General features: G+C 64.7%; 18 protein-coding genes. 10 read left to right on the plus strand and 8 right to left on the minus strand.

From position 1 onward, the window contains the following. Positions 1–685, minus strand: a 685-nt coding sequence (locus RFA01S_RS13275; protein WP_139278444.1) for an alcohol dehydrogenase catalytic domain-containing protein, incomplete at its 3' end; no start/stop codon positions are given. Positions 686–849: 164 nt separating this feature from the next. Between RFA01S_RS13275 and sthA the strand changes: the two genes are divergently transcribed. The 7 genes from sthA (at position 850) to RFA01S_RS13310 (ending at position 9,592) form a co-directional block, all read left to right on the plus strand. Continuing rightward, positions 850–2,265 carry a Si-specific NAD(P)(+) transhydrogenase gene (gene sthA / locus RFA01S_RS13280; protein ID WP_032407091.1) on the plus strand — a complete coding sequence of 472 codons (1,416 nt, stop codon included), beginning with the start codon at positions 850–852 and terminating at the stop codon, positions 2,263–2,265. 181 nt (positions 2,266–2,446) lie between these two features. Then, positions 2,447–3,391: a proteasome assembly chaperone family protein gene (locus RFA01S_RS13285; protein ID WP_027496868.1), complete on the plus strand. Its 945-nt coding sequence runs from the start codon at positions 2,447–2,449 to the stop codon at positions 3,389–3,391. 225 nt (positions 3,392–3,616) lie between these two features. After that, a complete protein-coding gene (locus RFA01S_RS13290; RefSeq protein ID WP_027496867.1) occupies positions 3,617–4,657 on the plus strand; it encodes an alpha/beta fold hydrolase in 1,041 nt (346 codons plus the stop codon). Positions 4,658–4,721: 64 nt separating this feature from the next. Continuing rightward, entirely contained in the window at positions 4,722–7,238 is a 2,517-nt protein-coding gene (locus RFA01S_RS13295) for a DEAD/DEAH box helicase (RefSeq protein WP_027496866.1), read from the plus strand. Positions 7,239–7,692: 454 nt separating this feature from the next. Next, positions 7,693–8,280 (plus strand): peroxiredoxin, encoded by a 588-nt coding sequence (locus RFA01S_RS13300; RefSeq protein ID WP_032366622.1) that lies wholly within the window; start codon positions 7,693–7,695, stop codon positions 8,278–8,280. Between the two features lies 1 nt (position 8,281). Next, on the plus strand, positions 8,282–8,821 hold the full coding sequence (gene ahpD / locus RFA01S_RS13305) for an alkylhydroperoxidase, AhpD family (protein ID WP_032372559.1): 540 nt from the start codon (positions 8,282–8,284) through the stop codon (positions 8,819–8,821). Between the two features lie 96 nt (positions 8,822–8,917). Beyond that, the gene (locus tag RFA01S_RS13310; protein ID WP_032370134.1) at positions 8,918–9,592 is read left to right on the plus strand and encodes a PhzF family phenazine biosynthesis protein; all 675 of its coding nucleotides are present in this window, start codon (positions 8,918–8,920) and stop codon (positions 9,590–9,592) included. Here the strand turns inward: RFA01S_RS13310 and RFA01S_RS13315 are convergent. Beyond that, positions 9,582–10,256, minus strand: a complete 675-nt coding sequence (locus RFA01S_RS13315; RefSeq protein WP_032407090.1) for a hypothetical protein — start codon at positions 10,254–10,256, stop codon at positions 9,582–9,584. The two genes, RFA01S_RS13310 and RFA01S_RS13315, sit on opposite strands and share 11 nt — an antisense overlap. A gap of 37 nt (positions 10,257–10,293) precedes the next feature. Between RFA01S_RS13315 and RFA01S_RS13320 the strand changes: the two genes are divergently transcribed. After that, the gene (locus RFA01S_RS13320) at positions 10,294–10,524 is read left to right on the plus strand and encodes a hypothetical protein (RefSeq protein WP_027496860.1); all 231 of its coding nucleotides are present in this window, start codon (positions 10,294–10,296) and stop codon (positions 10,522–10,524) included. Here the strand turns inward: RFA01S_RS13320 and RFA01S_RS13325 are convergent. Then, positions 10,508–11,767 carry an aminotransferase family protein gene (locus RFA01S_RS13325; protein WP_032391489.1) on the minus strand — a complete coding sequence of 420 codons (1,260 nt, stop codon included), beginning with the start codon at positions 11,765–11,767 and terminating at the stop codon, positions 10,508–10,510. The two genes, RFA01S_RS13320 and RFA01S_RS13325, sit on opposite strands and share 17 nt — an antisense overlap. A 97-nt stretch (positions 11,768–11,864) precedes the next feature. Between RFA01S_RS13325 and hrpA the strand changes: the two genes are divergently transcribed. Continuing rightward, positions 11,865–15,761: an ATP-dependent RNA helicase HrpA gene (gene hrpA, locus RFA01S_RS13330; protein WP_032407089.1), complete on the plus strand. Its 3,897-nt coding sequence runs from the start codon at positions 11,865–11,867 to the stop codon at positions 15,759–15,761. Positions 15,762–15,773: 12 nt separating this feature from the next. Here hrpA and nrdR read toward each other — a convergent pair whose 3' ends face one another. Beyond that, complete coding sequence (gene nrdR / locus RFA01S_RS13335; RefSeq protein ID WP_027496857.1) at positions 15,774–16,238, minus strand: transcriptional regulator NrdR; 465 nt, start codon at positions 16,236–16,238, stop codon at positions 15,774–15,776. 99 nt (positions 16,239–16,337) lie between these two features. Continuing rightward, positions 16,338–16,727, minus strand: a complete 390-nt coding sequence (locus RFA01S_RS13340) for a hypothetical protein (RefSeq protein ID WP_032407088.1) — start codon at positions 16,725–16,727, stop codon at positions 16,338–16,340. A gap of 399 nt (positions 16,728–17,126) precedes the next feature. Here RFA01S_RS13340 and lexA point away from each other — a divergent pair, with 399 nt between their 5' ends. Further along, entirely contained in the window at positions 17,127–17,810 is a 684-nt protein-coding gene (lexA, locus tag RFA01S_RS13345; RefSeq protein WP_027496855.1) for a transcriptional repressor LexA, read from the plus strand. A 79-nt stretch (positions 17,811–17,889) separates the two neighbouring features. Here lexA and RFA01S_RS13350 read toward each other — a convergent pair whose 3' ends face one another. The 3 genes from RFA01S_RS13350 to ptsP form a co-directional block, all read right to left on the minus strand. Next, on the minus strand, positions 17,890–19,032 hold the full coding sequence (locus RFA01S_RS13350; RefSeq protein WP_027496854.1) for an acyl-CoA dehydrogenase family protein: 1,143 nt from the start codon (positions 19,030–19,032) through the stop codon (positions 17,890–17,892). Positions 19,033–19,185: 153 nt separating this feature from the next. Next, positions 19,186–20,457 (minus strand): uracil-xanthine permease family protein, encoded by a 1,272-nt coding sequence (locus tag RFA01S_RS13355; protein WP_032400221.1) that lies wholly within the window; start codon positions 20,455–20,457, stop codon positions 19,186–19,188. Positions 20,458–20,477: 20 nt separating this feature from the next. After that, complete coding sequence (ptsP, locus tag RFA01S_RS13360) at positions 20,478–22,145, minus strand: phosphoenolpyruvate--protein phosphotransferase (RefSeq protein WP_032407126.1); 1,668 nt, start codon at positions 22,143–22,145, stop codon at positions 20,478–20,480. Positions 22,146–22,173 lie beyond the last annotated feature (28 nt).

The following is a 22,173-nucleotide window of genomic DNA, read 5'->3' on the forward strand; positions in this document are numbered from 1 at the left end:
CCGTGTGCGTGGCACCGAGTTCGAGAGCCCAGTCGAGTTTTTTCTTGTCGCGGTCGACGGCGATGATCGTCGACGCCCCCGCCAGGCGGGCTCCGGCGATCGCAGCATCCCCGACACCGCCGCACCCGATCACGGCGACGGAATCCCCGCGCGAGACGTGGCCGGTGTTCATCGCCGCACCCAACCCGGCCATCACCCCACACCCGAGCAACCCGACCACCGCCGGATCGGAGTCCGGGTCGACTTTGGTGCACTGGCCTTCGTGGACGAGGGTCTTGTCGGCGAACGCCCCGATCCCCAACGCCGGGGAGAGTTCGGTGCCGTCGGCGAGAGTCATCTTCTGCGACGCATTGTGGGTGTCGAAGCAATACCAGGGGGTGCCTTTCTTGCAGGCTCGGCATTCCCCGCACACCGCACGCCAGTTCAACACCACGAAATCACCGACCTCGACATGAGTGACAGCATCGCCGATGGTTTCGACGGTGCCTGCGGCTTCGTGGCCGAGCAGGAACGGGAACTCGTCATTGATGCCGCCCTCGCGGTAATGCAGATCGGTATGACACACCCCGCACGCGGCGATGGTGACCACGACATCGTTCGGGCCGGGATCGGGAATGGTGATCGTTTCGATCGAGACGGGCTCGCCTTTGCTCTTGGCGACGACGGCGCGGACCTGCTGCGGCATGTATTCCTCCACTGAAAATCGTGTGTTGCGTGCTCGGTTCAGCCTCGCACAACGCATCGTCACGTGGCGACATCTGCATTCGTTCGGTGGGACGAGCCGCGGAATTCACACGCTCGTGACCGAGCGGGCACACAGTCTTCTCGTGCGAGCGGTACCTATGAACGATGTCTGCACCCATGGAATACGACCTGGTGGTCATCGGCTCGGGCCCCGGCGGCCAGAAGGCCGCGATCGCGGCCGCGAAACTCGGCAAGCGAGTGGCGATCGTGGAGAAGGGCCACATGCTCGGCGGCGTGTGCGTCAACACCGGAACCATTCCGTCCAAGACACTCCGAGAAGCCGTTCTCTATCTGACGGGGATGAATCAGCGAGAGCTGTACGGCGCGAGCTACCGCGTCAAGGCAGACATCACTCCCGCCGACTTGCTGGCCCGAACCCAGCATGTGATCGGTAAGGAAATCGAGGTGGTGCGCTCGCAACTGCTCCGTAACCGCATCGAGCTGATCACCGGGGTCGGCAAGTTTCTGGATGCACACACCATCGTCGTCGAGGACGAGGCCCGGGGCGAGCGCATCACGGTCTCGGCCGCCAACGTGGTGATCGCGACCGGCACCGCCCCCGCGCGACCCGCCGACGTCGCATTCGACGACTATCGGGTGTTGGACTCCGACGGCATTCTGAACTTGGAGTTCATCCCGGCGTCGATGGTCGTCGTGGGTGCCGGCGTGATCGGCATCGAGTACGCCTCGATGTTCGCCGCCCTGGGCACCAAGGTGACCGTCGTCGAGAAACGCGATTCGATGCTCGACTTCTGCGATCGCGAGATCATCGAATCCCTGCAGTTCCACCTCCGCGATCTCGCGGTGACGTTCCGCTTCGGTGAAGCAGTCACGGCGGTGGACGTCGGGCCGAACGGCACGGTGACGACCCTTGCCAGCGGCAAACGCATCCCGGCGGAGACGGTGATGTACTCGGCGGGTCGCCAGGGGCTGACCACGGCCCTCCAACTCGAGAACGCGGGCCTCGAAGCCGACGCCCGTGGGCGCATCTTCGTCGACGAGCATTTTCAGACCAAGGTGGACCACATCTATGCCGTCGGCGACGTCATCGGGTTTCCGGCGTTGGCGGCGACGTCGATGGATCAGGGCAGGTTGGCGGCGTATCACGCGTTCGGGGAACCGAGCGCGCAGCTCACCGACGTCCAACCGATCGGCATCTACTCCATCCCCGAGGTCTCGTACGTCGGCGCGACGGAGGTCGATCTGACGAAGGGATCCATTCCTTACGAGGTCGGTGTGTCGCGATACCGCGAACTCGCCCGTGGCCAGATCGCCGGGGACTCGTACGGGATGCTCAAGTTGCTCGTCTCCACCGAGGACCGTTCTATTCTCGGCGTGCACATCTTCGGTTCGGGAGCCACGGATCTGGTGCACATCGGTCAGGCTGTCATGGGGTGCGGCGGCACCGTCGACTACCTGGTCGACGCGGTCTTCAACTATCCGACGTTGTCCGATGCGTACAAGGTCGCCGCTCTGGACGTCACCAACAAGATCCGAGCCCTGGCAAATTTCGACCGCTGATGCGTCGACGGGGGGACCGAATCGCCGACCGGGAATGAACGACGGTTCCGCGGTTGTTCTGTCGGGTAGTGATTCACCACGATCGACGTCGGCGTGTATGCGGCTCGAGCAGACGGTCCGCGTATTCTGACCCGATGCTCGCGTCGAGGCATCGACGAGTCGATCCGAAAGGGGCCCGGCCATGACCGAACAGTCGAAGATGTACGAGCTGGAATTTCCGGCACCTCAAATTTTCTCCAACGACGGAGTCGGGCCCGTGCTGGTGCACGGGCTGGAAGGTTTCTCCGACGCCGGCCATGCCGTGAAGCTTGCGACGACCCATCTGCGGGAGAGTCTCGAAACCGAGCTGGTGGCCTCCTTCGATGTCGACGAGTTGATCGATTACCGGTCCCGTCGGCCGACCATGACGTTCAAGTCCGATCATTTCTCGGATTACGACGCTCCCGAGCTCAACCTGTATGCCGTCAAGGACAACGTGGGGACCCCCTTCCTTCTTCTAGCAGGCATGGAGCCCGATCTGCGATGGGAGAAGTTCACGACGGCAGTGCGACTGCTTGCCGAGCAGCTCGGAGTGCGGCGCACGATCGGTCTCGGCTCCATCCCGATGGCCATTCCGCACACCCGCCCGCTGGGCGTCACCGCGCACGCGAGCGACAGGGCGTTGGTCAAGGAAGGCAACAGCTGGGCGGGCGAGCTGCAGGTGCCCGGTAGTGCGTCGTCCTTGCTCGAACTACGGATGGCACAGCACGGCCACGAATCGATGGGGTTCTCGGTACACGTCCCCCATTATCTCGCGCAGACGGACTACCCGGGGGCTGCGGAAACGCTGCTCGAGAACGTCGGTGAAGCTGCCGAGCTCGATCTACCGTTGGCAGCGTTGGGCGAGGCCGCGGCTCGCGTCCGGGAGCAGGTCAACGAGCACATCACCGGAAACGAGGAAGTGCAGTCGGTCGTACAGGCGCTCGAGCGCCAGTACGACACGTATGTCGCCGCGCAGGAACAACAGTCCACGCTGTTGGCCAGTGACGAGCCGCTCCCCAGCGGCGACGAGCTGGGTGCCGAGTTCGAGCGGTTCCTGGCCGAGCAGGCCGGCCTCGACGACGGAGACGGACAAGCACCCCGGTAGTTGTGGAGCTGGTCACAGCGAAAGCAGCGGGATCCAGTCATATGCGACAGCCCCGGCGGATCGCAACATACCTGTAACCCGCAATACGCCCGATGCTCTGCCCCGAGCCCGATCTCGTGCGAGAGTCGTAGCAACACACAACCGTCGTCTGTGTTGCTGCGCTCTCGTGAGCAGCGACGACGTACTGCGCCGTACGTCGGCGCACCAGGGAATCAGGAGGCGCGAATGTCCACTACTCCGCGCAGTCGTAAGCTCCGGCCGGTTCCCGACGAGGAACCGCGGCTGATCTTTCGGACCATTCACGGCTATCGGCGGGCCTTTCGCATGGCCGGTGAGGGCCCTGTGCTGCTGCTGATCCACGGGATCGGTGACAATTCCGAGACGTGGAACGAGGTCATCCCGCACCTCGCCAAGAGCTACACGGTGATCGCACCCGATCTCCTGGGCCACGGCCGCTCCGACAAACCTCGGGCTGACTATTCCGTTGCCGCGTATGCCAACGGTATGCGCGATCTGTTGTCCGTTCTGGGCATCGAGCACGTCACCGTGGTGGGCCATTCGCTCGGCGGCGGGGTGGCGATGCAGTTCGCCTATCAGTTCCCGCACATGGTCGATCGCCTCGCGTTGGTGTCCTCGGGCGGAGTGACCAAGGACGTGCACCCCCTTCTGCGACTGGCGTCGATGCCGTTCCTGTCCGAGGCGGTGAAGCTGCTGCGCTTGCCGGGCGCGATACCGGCGGTCAAGCTGGCCGGCGGCCTGTTGAGCAAACTGCACAGCTCCCCACTGCGACCGGGGTCGATGCTGCACGACACCCCCGATCTGATCCGAGTGCTGAGCGAACTGCCTGCGCCGACGACGTACGAGGCCTACCTACGGACGTTGCGTGCCGTGGTGGACTGGCGTGGCCAGGTGGTCACGATGCTGGACCGCTGCTATCTCACCGAGAATCTGCCGGTGCTGCTGGTGTGGGGTGAGCAGGACTCGGTGATCCCGGTGGCGCACGCCCGGCTGGCTCATTCCGCCATGCCCGGTTCGAAGCTGGAAGTGTTCGACAATTCCGGACACTTCCCGTTTCGCGACGATCCGATGCGCTTCCTTCAGGTCCTCGAGGACTTCATCGACTCGACTCCCTCGCTCAGTTTCGACGAGGTGCGCTGGCGCAACCTGCTCATCACCGGCGTCGGCGAGGACATGATCAGCGGCAGCTCGAGCACCAGGATGGCCGTGCTCGGGGCCATGGGTTCCGACGAGCGAAGCGCGACCTGACGCTCCGGTCGCAGGCGTTCGGTGTCGATTCGGAACCGCCGTCACCGACACATAGCCTGTAGAGGTGCTCCTCACCGAACTGATACCCGACGTTTCCGCCGCCACCTCCGACGGCGTGGACCCGGACGTCCTGTTCGATACGTTCACCACCTGGGCCTCGGACCGGGGCCTGACGCTGTATCCCGCGCAGGAAGAGGCGCTGATCGAGCTGGTGTCGGGATCCAACGTCATCCTGGCCACGCCGACCGGTTCCGGAAAGTCCATGGTCGCCATCGGTGCCCACTTCGCGGCCATGGCCGCAGGCATTCGCAGTTTCTACACCGCGCCGATCAAGGCGCTCGTCAGCGAGAAGTTCTTCGCCCTGTGCGAGATCTTCGGAGCGCAGAACGTCGGCATGATGACCGGCGACGCGTCGGTCAATTCCGGTGCGCCGATCATCTGCGCCACTGCCGAGATCGTCGCGAACCTGGCACTGCGGCAGGGCGCCGACTCCGACATCGGCCAAGTGATCATGGACGAGTTCCACTACTACTCGGAACCGGACCGGGGGTGGGCCTGGCAGGTACCTCTGATCGAACTGCCGAACGCCCAGTTCCTGCTCATGTCGGCGACGTTGGGCGACGTCTCGTTCTTCCGCGACGATCTGACCCGACGTACCGGCCGCACGACCACCGTCGTCTCCGGTACCGAGCGGCCTGTCCCGTTGATGTTCTCGTATGTCACCACCCCGATCGGCGAAACGATCGAGGAGCTGGTGCAGACGCACCTGGCTCCGGTGTACGTCGTGCACTTCACCCAGGCAGCGGCACTCGAACGCGCTCAGGCCCTGACGAGCATCAATGTCGCGTCCAAGCAAGAGAAGGCCGCGATAGCCGAGGCCATCGGCAATTTCCGCTTCACCACCGGCTTCGGGTCGACGCTGTCCAGACTGGTTCGTCACGGTATCGGGGTGCATCACGCCGGCATGCTTCCCAAGTACCGCAGGCTGGTGGAGAAACTGGCGCAGGACGGTCTGTTGAAGGTGATCTGCGGTACCGACACGTTGGGCGTGGGCATCAACGTTCCCATCCGGACCGTGCTGTTCACCGGACTCACCAAATACGACGGCATCAGAACACGCAAGCTTCGGGCGCGTGAGTTCCATCAGATCGCGGGACGCGCGGGCCGCGCGGGGTACGACACCCTCGGCACCGTCGTGGTCGAGGCACCCGAGCACGACATCGAGAATGCGCGGCTCGTGGCCAAAGCCGGTGACGACCCGAAGAAGCTCAAGCGGGTACAGCGCAAGAAGGCACCCGACGGCTTCGTCTCGTGGGGCGAGCCGACGTTCGAGCGCATAATCGCGGCGAGCCCGGAGCCGTTGACGTCCCGGTTCTCGGTCAGCAATGCGATGTTGCTCAATGTCATTGCGCGGCCAGGTAATTGCTTCCACGCGATGCGTCATCTGCTCGAGGACAACCACGAGACCCGGCCGGCTCAGCGCAAGCACATCCTGCGTGCGCTGTCGCTGTACCGCGGCCTGGTGGAGGCCGGAATCGTCGAACAGTTGGCCGAGCCGGACGCGGACGGTCGCCATGCCAGGCTGACGGTGGACCTGCAGCCGGACTTCGCGCTCAATCAGCCGTTGTCGACGTTCGCGGTGGCCTCGTTCGAGTTGCTCGACGTCGACTCCCCCACCCACGCGCTCGACGTGGTGTCGATCATCGAGTCGACGCTCGACGATCCCCGCCAGGTGTTGATGGCGCAGCAACATGCCGCACGCGGCGAAGCGGTGGCCCAGATGAAGGCCGACGGCATCGAGTACGACGAGCGGATGGAACTCCTCGAAGAGGTCACCTGGCCGAAACCCCTTGCCGAGCTGCTCGTTCCGGCCTTCGAGATCTACCGCGGGTCTCACCCGTGGCTCTCCGAGGTGGGCCTGTCGCCCAAGTCCGTCGTCCGTGACATGGTCGAGCGCGCGATGACCTTCGCGGAGCTGATCAGTCACTACGGCCTCATGCGCTCGGAGGGCCTGGTACTGCGCTACCTCGCCGACGCGTACCGCACTCTGCGCCAGACGGTTCCGCCGGAATCGCGCACCGAGGAGGTCCAAGACATCACCGAGTGGCTGGGCGAGCTCGTTCGGCAAGTCGATTCCAGCCTGCTCGACGAGTGGGAGAACCTGACCGATCCCGGTGCTGAACCGGAAGCCCTGGTCGAGGCGTACGGGTCCGATGCACCGCGTCCGATCTCGGCGAATCCACGGGCTTTCCGAATCCTGGCCCGTAACGCGATCTTTCGAAGGGTCGATCTGGCGGCGCGTCGTCAGTGGAACGCGCTCGACGACCTGGACGACGGGCCGGACTGGGAGGAGGAGTTGGAGCCGTTCTTCGCCGAGTACGGGTTCATCGGCACCGGCCCCTCGGCTCGCGGACCGGCGCTGTTCACCCTGAACGTCGGTGCGGAATCCACCACGGTCCGCCAGGTACTCGAAGATCCGGACGGCGACCACGGCTGGTCCCTCGATGCTGTCATCGACCTCGCCGAATCCGACGCGGCCGGAGAAATCGTGTTCGACGAGATCGTCGTCACGCCCGGCTGATGCGTGCGCCTCGTGCGCGAGAAGGCCTGCGAGCGTGGCGAAGTCGGCTATGGCCGACCCGTTCCGTGCTCTCGACCCGAATTGCGTTGCGCGGCAACGGTCGGGGCGCGTCCGCCGAGTGAACGACCGGGCAGTACGACGGGGACGAAACGCTCCGTGTACACGGCTGGTTGGGCAGGTACCTAGTTTTCGACGGCCCGATACGGATCCGAGACCAATTGCGTTGCTGCCGTTACGAAATAGCAGTAGTGCGCGGATCGCGGACAAGACTGCGTCGGCCGACAGGGCCGATCGGGCACGCCTGTCGGTCCAGTGCCACTCATCACGTTTACCTTTCGGCCCATTTTTGGCACACTCGTCCAGGTCGGTCGAGCTCGTGCGGCTGCACAATCGCCACCGAGCCGAACCGCTTCCCGACGGAACCGACGCGATCATTTCGACACGAGGAGACCACATGGCACTGTTGACAATCGGCGACCAGTTCCCCGCATACAATCTCACCGCCGTCATCGGCGGCGACCTGTCCAAGGTGAACGCGCAGCAGCCCGACGACTACTTCACCACCGTCACCAGCGACGACCACGCCGGAAAGTGGCGCATCGTCTTCTTCTGGCCCAAGGACTTCACGTTCGTGTGCCCCACCGAGATCGCAGCATTCGGCAAGCTCAACGACGAGTTCGAAGATCGTGACGCGCAGGTCCTCGGTGCCTCCGTCGACAACGAATTCGTGCACTTCCAGTGGCGCGCGCAGCACGACGAGCTCAAGACGCTCCCCTTCCCGATGCTCTCGGATCTCAAGCGCGAATTGGCCGCTGCCACCGGTGTTCTCAATGCCGACGGCGTCGCCGACCGGGCCACTTTCATCGTGGACCCGAACAACGAGATCCAGTTCGTCTCGGTCACCGCCGGATCGGTCGGTCGCAATGTGGACGAGGTTCTTCGAGTACTGGACGCACTGCAGTCGGATGAGCTGTGCGCCTGCAACTGGAAGAAGGGCGATCCCACCATCGACGCCGGCGAACTACTGACGGCGAGCGTCTGACATGTCGATCGACAATTTGAAGAACGCCGTCCCCGAATACGCGAAGGACCTCAAGCTCAACCTCGGTTCGATCGTGCGGTCCACCGTGCTCAGCGAGCAACAGCTCTGGGGCACATTGCTTTCGGTGGCCGCCGCGTCGAAGTCCTCGACCACGTTGAAAGAGATCGCCGAGGACGCCGCCGACTCGTTGTCGGCCGAGGCGTACAACGCCGCTCTGGGTGCCGCGTCGATCATGGGTATGAACAACGTCTTCTACCGCACCAAGGGCTACCTGGACGGAAAGTACGACGATCTACGTGCCGGCTTGCGTATGAACATCATCGGCAACCCTGGCGTCGAGAAGGCCGATTTCGAGCTGTGGTCGCTCGCGGTCTCGGCCGTCAACGGATGCAACCACTGCCTCGAGGCGCACGAGAAGACTCTGCGCGCCGAGGGCGTCGACCGCGAGAAGATCTTCGAGGCGATTCGCGCCGCATCGATCGTCGCGGGTGTCGCGCAGGCCGTCGAGGCCGGCCGCGTACTCGACGGTGCCTCCGTCTGAGGTTCCGCTGAACAGGTCGAAACGGGGATCCGCTGCGGCGGGTCCCCGTTCGTCGTCGATCGAGACGCCTCGACGACGTATTGGTAACGTCCCCGCATGGCTATCGAAGTGTCCGTCGTCCGAGTGTTCACCGATGCCGACGGCAGGTTCGGTAATCCACTGGGCATCGTTGACGCACAGGCTGTAGGCGAGAGCGACAGGCAGGATGTTGCTAGGCAGTTGGGTTTCAGCGAGACGGTGTTCGTCGATCGCTCGTCACCTGGTACCGCGTCGGCAACGATCTACACCCCGGCGACGCAGCTCCCGTTCGCCGGACATCCGACGGTCGGATTGTCCTGGTGGCTTCGCAACAACGGACACTCGGTGCAGACGCTCACCGTCCCCGCTGCCACGCTCGACATCCGCTACGACGGCGAGCTCACCTGGGTGCGTGCACGCGCCGAGTGGACTCCGCAGTTCACGTTTCATCAGGTCCACGACGCAGCCGAGGTGGCAGCGGCAGATCCGAACACCTACGACAGTGGCCACCACTACATCTGGGCCTGGACCGACGAGCAGCGCGCCGAACTGCGCTCGCGCATGTTCGCGCCGATGATGGGAATCGCCGAGGACGAGGCAACAGGTGCTGCCGCCGTCCGGCTCACTGCCGAGCTCGGTCGGGGCCTGAACATCGTCCAGGGTGCGGGGTCTGCGCTGTGGACCACAGTCGACGAGGATGGGTGGGTGGAGCTCGGGGGCCGAAGCGTCGACGACGACTCGATCACGGTGTGACGGGCACGTCCACTTCGATTTCCTCACCCAGACGCACCCCTTCCGCCAGTGGCAGACGGTCGCCGCTCCAGAACTTTCCTGGATCGAACCAGTTGACTTTCTTGTTTCCCGTCAACAGACCCATCGAGTCGTAGGTCATCGCAACAACTTCGGCGCAGTACGCGGTTTCGAGCGCAGCGCTCTCCTGCGCGTTCTTCCGGAGCGCCGGCACGCGTCCACGGAACCACCGACCGGCGAGCGCCGCGGTGGTCGGAAAAGCCGTTCCGTCCATCCGCGCGATGGTGCGAAGCAGCGCGTCTTCCTGCTCCTTCGTCACGGCCGGAGTGGAGCCTGGGGAACGACCGGCGTATCCGTCCAATTGCCGCAGCCAACAACGCTGTTGATACCGCTGGGCCCAGTGCGTGACGGCAGCGCGTAGGTCGTGCAGCTGCACTCCACGCTGGAAGTTTCCGGTCCACATGTCCTGCAACGACTTTCCGAGCTCTGCGTGCCACATCAGCGGCGGGAGGTCGTCCAGGACGACGGCCATACCGACGTGGTTGACCGGGCTGTTCGTCAAAGCCTGGATTGCGCGGTCCGCCGACGAGTGGCCGCGGAAGATCCAGATGTCGCCGGTTCTGGTGGCATCCACAGCGGTATCGAGGCTGATTCGCGACGGATTCATGGACCAACCCTAGATCTCGTGGCGGTACGGTTGCCGCATGAACGTCTGGAAAGCTCTCGGTCTCGCCGGGATGGCCGGGGTTGCGGCCACCGGGGCGTTGGTGGTGCGGTCCGAGCGCAAGCGGCGCGCGTATGCGCCCGACGAAGTGCGCGATCAGCTGCACCGGCGGTTCGCTGCAATCTCCGCTGAGCCGGAACCCGAACCTGCTCCCCCGCTCTCGCGGGGGAAGCAGCTGTTGAGCAGACTCCGGTTCAGCCGAGCGCACTGAGGATGCGCGAGGCCATATCCTCGATCTCGGCGTCGGTCATGACGAACGCCGGCGAGATCTGCATTGCACCCTGTCCGGCCGCGCGGCCCGAAACACCATGAGCTCTCAACGTTTTCACGAACGGTAATGCCTCCGCCGGGTCGGCGAGCTGAACGGCAGCGACAGCGCCGATGCCGCTGCGGACTTCCGCGACCCGATCGTGGTCGGCCAGGGGCGCGAGGTGGGTGTGCAGTGCGGCTTCGATGCGCTTGGAGTGACTCAGCAGGTCCTCGCGCTCGATGATGTCGAGATTGGCCATCGCTGCGGCGGCTGCACCTGCGTGGCCACCGTAGGTGTAGCCGTGACGCCACCAGACTCCGCCTGCGAAGAACGGTTCGGCGATCTTCGGAGCGATGAACACGGCGCCCATCGGGACGTAGCCCGACGTCAACCCCTTGGCGGTCGTCATCAGGTCGGGTTCGAGCTCGAAGCGGGTGGAGGCGAACCAACTACCGCCGATCCGGCCGAATCCGGTCACCACTTCGTCGGCGACGAACAGCACGTCGTTGTCGCGGCAGATCTGCCGTACCTCACGTAGGTAGCCCTCGGGAGGCAAGTAGATTCCACCCGCTCCGATCACCGGTTCGCAGAAGAAGGCGGCGACGTTCTCGGCTCCGACCTCTTCGATCAGCGCGAGAAGCGATTTCGCGTCGTCCCACGCCACTGTTCTGGCGTCCGGCATCAGCTCGCCGTAGTTCTCCTTGTTGACCGGAATGCCGGCGAGCGCGGTGCCCGCGACGTGCATGCCGTGGTAGGCCTTCTGCCGCCCGACGATGATCTTCTTGGACGGCCGTCCCATTTCGACCCAGTAGCGGCGCGCAAGCTTCGCCGCGGTGTCGATGGAGTCCGATCCGCCCGAGGTGAAGAAGATCTTGCTGCCCGGCACCGGTGCGATGGCGGCGAGACGATCGGCCAGTGCCAACGTGGTCTCGGGCACGAAGTCGCCGAAGTTGGAGTAGTGCGCGATCGAGCTCAGCTGCGCGGCAACGGCGTCGGCGATCTCGCGGCGACCGTGACCGACGTTGGTGAACCACAGACCGGCGGTGGCGTCGAGGTATCGGTTGCCCTCGTTGTCGAAGATGTACGCACCCTCGCCTCGCGAGACGACGAACGGCCCATTGGCGGTGACGTTGCCCATGTCGGCGAAGCCGTGCCACAGCGCGGAGGTGTGCGTGGAGGCGGCTGGATCCAGGTCGGAAGACATGCGCTACACAGTAGTCACGTCGAATTCGGCGAGTGCATCGGTTCGTTCCCGGACGGAGTTCGGGTGAGTACCGCGCAACGGATATCCTGGTACGAGTATGTCTACCTCGAATTCGTCCGGTGATCGACGAGCACTCGCCGCACGTGTTGCACAGCTCACCATCCGCGACGAGAACCGGCTCCGACGACGTCTCGACAAGGCCCGCACCGAGGACGCCGTCGCCGCGCTCGAACGCGACGTAACTCGCGCAGAAGCCGTCATCTCCACACGTCGAGCGGCAGTGCCCACCCTCGAATATCCGCAGGCGTTGCCCGTCAGCGCGCGCAAGGACGACATCGCCGCAGCGATCGCTGCCCACCAGGTCGTCATCGTCGCCGGTGAAACCGGGTCCGGCAAAACCACCCAGATTCCCAAGATCTGCCTCGAACTGGGGCGCGGAATCCGCGGCTCGATCGGTCACACGCAGCCCCGAAGGTTGGCGGCGCGCACCGTTGCCGAGCGCATCGCCGAGGAGGTGGGTCAACCACTGGGCGAATCGATCGGCTACAAGGTTCGATTCACCGATCAATCCTCCGATTCGACCCTCGTCAAGCTGATGACAGACGGCATTCTGCTGGCCGAGATCCAACGCGACCGACTGCTCCGCCAGTACGACACCCTCATCATCGACGAGGCGCACGAGCGCAGCCTGAACATCGACTTCATCCTGGGATACCTCGCGCAACTGCTCCCCCGGCGACCCGATCTCAAGATCGTCATCACGTCGGCGACCATCGATCCGGAGCGATTCGCGCAACATTTCGCACGTGACGGAGTCGCAGCACCGATCATCGAGGTATCCGGCCGTACGTTCCCGGTCGAGATGCGGTATCGGCCCCTGACGGTCGACGCGGGAGAAACGACGATCGACCTCGATCCCGTCGATGCCACCTGCCAGGCCGTCGACGAGCTGATGTCCGAGGGTGACGGCGACATCTTGGTGTTCCTGTCCGGTGAACGCGAAATTCGCGATACCGCGGACGCGCTGGCCGATCGCAATCTCCGCAACACCGAGATCGTGCCGCTGTACGCCAGACTCTCTGCCGCCGAACAGCATCGGGTGTTCTCGCCGCACTCGGGACGCCGGGTCGTGCTGTCGACGAACGTGGCAGAAACGTCGCTGACGGTCCCCGGCATCCGCTACGTCGTGGACCCGGGCACCGCGCGCATCTCGCGATACTCGTTGCGCACCAAGGTGCAGCGGCTGCCCATCGAACCGATTTCACAGGCGTCTGCGCGCCAGCGGGCGGGTCGCTGCGGACGCGTCGCCGACGGGATCTGTATCCGGTTGTACTCGGAGGAAGACTTCGAATCTCGTCCGCAGTTCACCGAGCCGGAGATTCTGCGCACCAATCTGGCCTCGGTCATTCTGCAGATGACCGCGCTCGGATTGGGCAAGATCGACGCGTTTCCCTTCGTCGAGCCGCCGGATCCACGCAGCATCCGCGACGGTATCGGCTTGCTGGAAGAACTCGGAGCACTGAAGCCGGCCACGAAGGACGGCACTGCCGAGCTCACCCCGATCGGCCGCGAACTGTCCGCCCTTCCTGTCGATCCTCGAATGGCACGAATGTTGGTCGAGGCCAACGGCAACGGATCGCTTCGTGACGCGCTGGTGGTGGTGGCGGCGTTGTCGATTCAGGACGTGCGGGAGCGTCCCGCCGAGCACCAACAGGCTGCAGACGAGAAGCATGCCCGTTTCGCCGTCGAGAATTCGGACTTCCTGGCGTACGTGCAGCTGTGGAAGTATCTGCGGCAGCAGCGAGACGAGCTGTCTTCCAACCAGTTCCGACGCATGTGCCGCACCGAGTTCCTGCACTACCTGCGGATCCGCGAATGGCAGGACCTGCACGGACAACTCCGCCAGATCACTCGCGGCCTCGGATGGACAGTGCCCGACGCAGAGTCGAGCGAGAACGCACTGCATCAGTCCCTGCTGTCGGGCCTGCTCTCGCACGTCGGCCTCAGAGAGGGCGACAAGCGTGAATTTCTGGGTGCCCGCGGAGCACATTTCGCGATCTTCCCCGGGTCAGGTCTGTTCAAGAAGCCACCGCGCTGGGTCATGGCTGCAGAACTGGTCGAGACCGGACGACTGTGGGGCCGGATGGCCGCCCGCATCGAACCGGAATGGGCCGAACGGTTGGCACCGCATCTGGTGAAGCGCACGTATTCCGAACCACACTGGTCGATCAAACGGGAATCGGCGCTGGCCTACGAACGGGTGACGTTGTACGGCATCCCGTTGGTGACGCAGCGCCCGGTCAACTATCACCGCATCGATCCCGAGGCTTCTCGCGAGCTCTTCATCAGGCATGCCCTGGTTCAGGGCGAATGGAAGACCCAGCACGGGTTCTTTCACAAGAACAGGGCTCTGCTCGACGACGTCGGCGAGCTCGAACATCGTGCTCGGCGACGGGACATCGTCGTCGACGACGACGCACTGTTCGATTTCTACGACGCCCGCATCGCCCCGGAAGCCGTGTCTGCGCGACACTTCGACACCTGGTGGAAGAAGGCTCGCCGGCAAGATCCGTCCCTGCTCGACTTCACTACGGACACCGTCGTCAACTCGGACGCCGCGTCGGTACTGACGGGTGCGTATCCGGACGCGTGGCGACAGGGTGACATTCAATTCCCACTGACGTATCAATTCGAGCCCGGCACGGCCGCTGATGGCGTCACCGCGCGGATTCCCATCGCACTGCTCGCTCAGGTACAGCCGGTCGGCTTCGACTGGCTGGTGCCCGGGATGCGCGCCGAGCTCGTCACCGCCTTGATCAAGACGCTACCGAAGGCATTGCGACGCAATGTGGTTCCGGCACCGGACTTCGCTGCGGCAGCGTTGGCAGTGATGAAACCGCGGGCCGAAACACTCGTGACGGCTCTGGCCCGAGAACTCTCACGGGCCGCACAGTGCCACATCACCGCGAAGGACTTCGACACTGCGGCGCTACCCGATCACCTGCGAATGACGTTCGCCGCGGTCGACCCGTCCGGGACCGTGCTCGGCAGCAACAAGGATCTGACTGCGCTGCGCGCCGGTCTGGCCGGTGAGGTCGGCCGACAGGTCGCACGTGCGGTCGGCGACGCGGAGCGCGCCCCGGCGCTGGCGTGGACCTCGGGCACGTTGGGCCGTTTGGAACCCACGGTCACCCGAGACGTGGGCGGGCAGAAGGTCACCGGGTACCCGGCGTTGGTACCCGAGGGTTCGGGCGTGGCGGTGCGAGTGCTCAGTACCCCCGCCCAGCAACGAGCAGCCATGCGCGCGGGCACCCGCACTCTGCTGCTCGCCACGGCACCGAAGGGAACGAAGGCGCTGTTGGCCGGGCTGCCGACCGCCGAACGTCTTGCGCTCGGCCAGAACCCGTACGGCGGCGTCGATGCGCTGCTCGAGGAGTGCCGTGCGCTCGCTGTGGAAGAAGCGATGGACGCGCACGGCGGACCGGTTCGCGATCCGGCCGAGTTCGACAAGCTCAGGGCACTGGTGGACGCGGAGGTTCCGCGGCGTACTGCTGCTGTTCTCGCACTGGTTCGACCGGTCCTGACGGCTGCGTTGGCTCTGTCGGCCCAGTTGCAGAGCGCATCGGGTGAGCCGGCCGACGATGTCCGAGTACAGCTCGACGGCTTGATCTTTCGCGGTTTCGTCACCGAATTCGGTTCTCGACGGTTGGCAGATCTGCCACGCTATCTCGCTGCGGCGACGAAGCGGCTGTCCACTCTGCCGAGCAGCGCGGGCCGCGACGCTGCGGCGATGGACGTTCTCGACCGGGTGTACGGCTCGTACGGGCGGCTGTTGGATTCGCTTCCGGAGAGCAGGAAGAACAGCTCGGGTGTGCAGGAGCTGTTCTGGATGATCGAGGAGCTGCGGGTGGGGCTGTTCGCGCAGGGAATTCGTACCGCGTATCCGGTATCGGAGAAGCGCATCGAGAAGGCGATCGCCGATCAGTCTCGCTGATCGGCCCGCGGGTCACTCGACGTCGGCGGACTCTCGATGTTTGCGGAGTTCGTGAATTTCCTTCTCGAAGTCCTCTGCCGAACTGAACGAGCGGTAGACCGATGCGAAACGCAGGTAGGCCACTTCGTCGAGATCGCGTAGCGGTCCGAGAATGGCCAGGCCCACTTCGTTGCTGGGAATCTCGGCCGAACCGGCCGCGCGAATATTGTCTTCGACCTGCTGAGCCAGCAGGTTCAGCGCGTCGTTGTCGACGTCTCTGCCCTGGCAGGCGCGACGAACTCCTTTGACGACCTTCTCCCGACTGAACGGCTCGGTCACACCACTGCGTTTCACGACGGCGAGCACGGCGGCCTCCACGGTGGTGAAGCGTCGACCGCACTCGGGGCAGGACCGGCGTCGCCGTATTGCCTGACCCTCGTCCATTTCACGCGAATCCACCACGCGTGAGTCGGGGTGTCTGCAGAACGGGCAATGCATGAGGGAGCCTCCGTCGTAGCCGATACTCCGACGACGAACGTGCGCGTCGGGGCAGTCTTTGAGGATACTCAGCCACGCTGGGCACCATGGTGCCGGTGGTCATCTGCTGGGTGCGTACTCGACGAGCGCTCCGTCGTGAACCATGACCGCGCCGGCGGGCTGAGTGGACGCGTCGGGTGTGGTCGCGCTCAGATTCGCGATGCCGATCAGACCGCCGGCCACGACGACCACAGCCAACATCCACAGAACGAGAGAGCGTGGGCGCACGGTCTGGCTCGCGAAATGGGCCGAGGTGTCGTCGAAGTCTCGATCCGCCATCTCGCGATCGGTGACGTCGGTCCAGGACTCGTCCACGACAGGCAAGCACGGGCCGTTCTGCGTCCGACGCGCGTGGTTCTGCAGCGCGGGCCGCGAGCGCCGACGACGCTCGACGACACCGGATCGCGAACGCATACCGGCAGTGGTGGGACGATCGGTGGTGATGGTCATCGGAACCTCGTCTTTGCTCGTTGGATCGATTGTTCGATCAGGCGTTCGATGGACGCTTGTTCGAAGTTCTATCACGCGCCTCCGACAAAGTCTGTAGAAAACGCGACACGAGTCGAACAGATGTTTGATTCAACAGCTGATACACGCTAGATTCGTGTCAGAAACCACACGCCACACGAGTCGACATCATCAACTCCAGTCCGCGTGGATCGATACCGCGTAGACCGAATCCAGCCGCATCAGCAGGAGGCCGACAGCATGAAGGACGAGACCTCGACGAGGTCCATCACCGGTTCCAGTACGACGGGTTCCACGAAAGCTGGTTCCACGCGAGCCGGATCCTCGACGGTCGGCAAGGCTGCAGCCGGAAAGCCGGCTGCCGAGCCGACCCCGAAGGCCATGGAGGTGGGCACCGACATCAGTGCAGGGCTCACCGAGCGGCAACGGAAGGTGTTGGAGGTCATCCGGGCCTCGGTCACCGAGCGCGGATACCCACCCAGCATTCGAGAGATCGGCGATGCCGTGGGCCTGACGTCGACGTCGTCCGTCGCACATCAGCTTCGCACCCTGGAACGCAAGGGGTTCCTGCGGCGCGACGCCAACCGCCCTCGCGCTGTGGACGTACGCGGACTGGACGAGGTGCAGGCCGATCAGGCCGCGGCGGCGGTGGACGGTTCGGCAGCGTCCGACGAGCAGGATCGGTTGCCGACGCCGACGTTCGTGCCGGTTCTCGGACGGATCGCCGCGGGTGGACCGATTCTGGCGGAGGAAGCCGTCGAGGACGTGTTCCCACTCCCCCGCGAGTTGGTCGGTCAGGGATCGTTGTTCTTGCTCAAGGTCGTCGGCGAGTCCATGATCGACGCGGCGATCTGCGACGGCGACTGGGTGGTGGTGCGTCAACAGTCCGTGGCCGACAACGGCGACATCGTCGCGGCGATGATCGAGGGTGAGGCCACGGTCAAGACGTTCAAGCGTTCCAAGGGTGAGGTGTGGCTCATGCCGCACAACCCACTGTTCGAGCCGATCCCGGGCAACAATGCCGCCATTCTCGGCAAGGTCGTCACCGTGATGCGCAAGCTCTGAACTCTGTTCGGACACAACGAAGAAGGGCCGCAGCACAGATGCTGCGGCCCTTCTCGTCGGTCCTGAACGATGGAAAGAATCAGAGATTCAGTCCGCGACCGATGATCTCCTTCATGATCTCCGTGGTGCCGCCGTAGATGGTCTGTACCCGAGAATCCATGTACGCCTTGGCAATCGGGTACTCCTTCATGTAGCCGTACCCACCGTGCAGCTGAAGGCACCGGTCGATGAGCTTGACCTGGTTCTCGGTGGTCCACCACTTGGCCATGGCAGCTTCCTGCACGGTCAACTTGCCGTCGTTGAGCAGTTCGATGAATTTGTCGACCATGATGCGGGTGGCGGTGGTTTCGGTAGCGAGTTCCGCCAACACGAATCGCGTGTTCTGGAACTTTCCGATCGACTTACCGAATGCCTTGCGGTCACGGCAATACTGAATGGTCATCTCCAGTGCCGATTCCATGGCTGCAGCGGCGACGACGGCAATCGAGAGCCGCTCCTGAGGCAAGTTCTGCATCAGGTAGATGAAGCCCATGCCTTCTTCGCCGAGCAGGTTGGCGGCAGGAACCCGAACGTCGGTGAAGCTGAGTTCCGCGGTGTCCTGGGCCTTCATGCCGATCTTGTCGAGGTTGCGACCACGCTCGAATCCGGGCATGTCGCGCTCTACGACCAACAGGCTGAAGCCCTGGGCACCTTTCTCGGGGTCGGTGCACGCTACGACGATGATCAGATCGGCATTGATGCCGTTGGTGATGAACGTCTTCGAGCCGTTCAGTACCCAGTCGTCGCCGTCCCGAACGGCCTTGGTCTTGATGCCCTGCAGGTCGCTACCGGTACCCGGCTCGGTCATGGCGATCGCGGTGATCAGCTCACCGGAGCAGAATCCGGGCAGCCACCGCTGCTTCTGCTCGTCGTTGGCCAACTCGATGAAGTACGGCGCGACGACGTCGTTGTGCAGGGTGAAGCCGATGCCGCTGTAGCCGCCGCGGGTGGTTTCCTCGGTGACGATGGCGTTGTAGCGGAAGTCCTTGACGCCGCCGCCGCCGAACTCCTCCGGTGCGGCAGTCCCGAGGAAGCCCTGCTTGCCGGCCTCTACCCAGACGCCGCGGTCGACGATGTTCTGCTCTTCCCACTTCGCGTGATTGGGGGCTACGTGCTGTTCGAGAAACTTCCGGTACGACTCCCGGAACAGCTCGTGCTCGGGCTCGAAAAGTGTGCGTTCCACGCGGGTCTCCTTGTTCGGTGCGCACCGTCCTCGACCACGAGAAAGGGGTGTCACAGCGCGGTCGTCGGTGCGACTGACGTCACCGTTCAACAGTACGTTCGCGGTGCACCGGGGGTCGATGACCAAAACGTGCGCGATCCGTGACCGCCCCTGCTAGCGTCGTCGAGTCGTTCTCCCTCGGGCCAACGCCGAGACGATCGGGTATCCCACGAGGATGCCCAGCGATCCCCACGCGATACCACCGAGTTCGACCGATCCGACGGAGAGCGTCAGGTCGCCGATTCCGGCGACGAGTGCGGCGGCGACGACGGTGAGGTTCACCGGATCGGTGAAATCCACCTTGGCATCGGTCCAGATTCGAACGCCGAGCAGTCCGATGAGTCCGTAGAGCACGAGTGTCGCTCCACCGATGACACCGTCCGGGACGGTGAAGATCAGCGCACCGAACTTGGGCGAGAACGCCAACACGATCGCGGTGATCGCGGCAACCCAGTACGCCGCGGTCGAGTACACGCGGGTGGCGGCCATGACGCCGATGTTTTCCGCGTACGTGGTGGTTCCCGATCCACCGGCCGCACCGGCGAGGGTGGTCGCCAACCCATCGGCGATCAGAGCGTCACCGGCGACGTCGTCGAGGTTCTTTCCGGTCATCGCCGCGACGGCTTTGACGTGTCCGACGTTCTCGGCGACGAGGACGATCACCACCGGCAGCGCCACCAGAATCACCGACAGCTGGAAGGACGGGCCACGGAACTCGGGTAACCCGATCCAGCTCGCGGCGCTCAGAGCATCGAGTCGTGGTTGCGCGATACCGCCGGTGACGGCAGCGAATACCCAGCCCACGACGACGCCGAGCAGGATTCCGAGCCGACCCACCAGACCGGGACCGACGGCCGTCGCGAGGAGAATCGCCACCAGGGTGACGGCCGCGACGAGCGGTTGCGCCTCGAACGAAGTCGTCGCGGCAGGGGCCAGATTGAGCCCGATCAATACGACCACCGCACCGGTGACGACGGGCGGCATCGCTGCGTCGAGTACCCGCGCTCCGGCGAACTTCACGACGAAGCCGATCGCAGCCAGCACGACGCCGACACAGAGAACGGCACCGAGTTGCGCAGCCGGACCATCGGCTGCGGTCGCACCGAGTGGAGCCAGGAAGGCGAACGACGACCCGAGGTAGCTCGGTACCCGCCCGCGCGTGATGATCAGGAACAGCGCGGTACCGATGCCCGAGAACAGCAGCGTCGTCGAGACCGGGAACCCGGTGATGGTCGGAACCAACAGTGTCGCCCCGAACATCGCGACGACGTGCTGCATCCCGATGCCGACAGTGCGTGGCCACGACAACCGTTCGTCCGGCGCGACCACCGCCCCAGCGTCGACGGTTCGTCCGTTTCCGTGCAGCGTCCAACCCATAGTTCTCATGATGGGAAGAGACTATTGCGTCACCCGAGGATCGCGCTCACTGCCTCACGGGCTGCGGCGGTGCTGTCGGTCTTCAGTGCAGCGGCAGCGGCGGCCTTGCACTGATCGAGGGTCACGGTCGCCAACTTGGACCCGACGTGGGCGACGGCGGCGGAGGCCGCGGACAACGACGTGATGCCCATTCCTACCAGCACACAGGCCAGCAGGGGGTCGGCGGCAGCCTCGCCGCAGACACCGACGGGCTTGCCCACCTTCGCGCCGGCCGCGGCCGTGTGCGCCACCAGTGCGAGCACGGCCGGTTGCCACGGATCGGTCAGACCGGCCAGCTGCGCCGACATCCTGTCGGCGGCCATCGTGTACTGAGCCAGGTCGTTGGTACCGATGGACAGAAAGTCCACGTGCTCGAGGATGTGCTCGGCGAGCAGAGCGGCAGCGGGAATCTCGATCATGACGCCCGGGGTCAGTCCGCGTTCGCGCACATCCGCGGCGAAGTCCTGTGCTTCCTGCGCGGTGGCGATCATCGGTGCCATCACCCACGGCGAGGACTCGGTCGCCTTGGCTGCCGCGGCGATGCCGTCGAGCTGGCGGTACAGGATGCCGCGGTCGGCTTCGGCGATACGGATACCGCGGATGCCGAGCGCCGGATTGGCCTCGTCGGGGTGGTTGGCGAATCGAAGTGGTTTGTCCGAGCCGGCGTCGAGGGTGCGGACGACGACCTTCTTACCTGCGAACGCGTCGAGGACCTGGCCGTAGATCTCGGCTTGCTCGTCGACGGTCGGTTCGGAATCGCGGTCCAGGAAGCACAGTTCGGTGCGGAACAATCCCACCCCGTCGGCTGCGCTGGAGCGCGCTGCGCGGGCACCGGCTCCGTCCTGGACGTTGGCGAGGATATCGACGGAATGTCCGTCGGAGGTCGCGCCCGGCCCGGTCCACCGAGACACTCGGTCCAATTCGTCCCTGGCCGAGACGACTGCTGCGCGGGCGGTGTCGGCATCCGGTTCCAGTTCGATGCGTCCGCTGGTTCCGTCCACGGATGCATGCGTGCCGGCGGCGATGTCGTCGAGGCCTGCGACGGCCACGATGCAGGGAATCCCCAGCTGCCGCGCGATGATCGCGGTGTGACTGGTCGGGCCGCCCAGTGAGGTGGCGAGGCCGACGATGAGGGTGGGGTCGAGGCCCGCGGTGTCGGCGGGTGCCAGGTCGTCGGCGAACAGTACCGACGGTTCGGCCGGCACGGGAACACCCGGCTCGGGCACACCGAGAATTTCGGCGATGACGCGATCGCGAATGTCGCGCAGATCGGTCACTCGTTCGGCCATCAATCCGCCGAGCTGGGTGAACATGGCGGCGAACTTCTCGGTCGCGGCAGCAGTGGCGGTGACGGCGGTGCTGCCCTTGGCGATCGAGGCGCGAGCGGCACCGAGCCATCCGCGGTCGGTTGCCATCGCGGCGTTGGCCGACAGCACCTCCGAAGCGGCTCCCGTCGCCAGCTCCGCGCGTCCGCGCAATCGAGTGGCGACGGCGTTCGCCGCTGCATCGAACACCGCCTTCTCGGACTCCCGATCGGCTTCGGCCACCTCACCGGTGTCGGCCGGGATGGCCGGACGTGCCCCGGGACGGATGACGGGTCCGTAGCCGACTCCGGGCACGACGGGTGTGCCGCGCAGTGTCGTGGACTCCGCTCCGATCGACGACGTCCCATCTGCAGCAGGTGCT

This window comes from Rhodococcoides fascians NBRC 12155 = LMG 3623 (assembly GCF_001894785.1).
In the GTDB taxonomy this organism is placed as follows: Bacteria; Actinomycetota; Actinomycetes; order Mycobacteriales; family Mycobacteriaceae; genus Rhodococcoides; species Rhodococcoides fascians.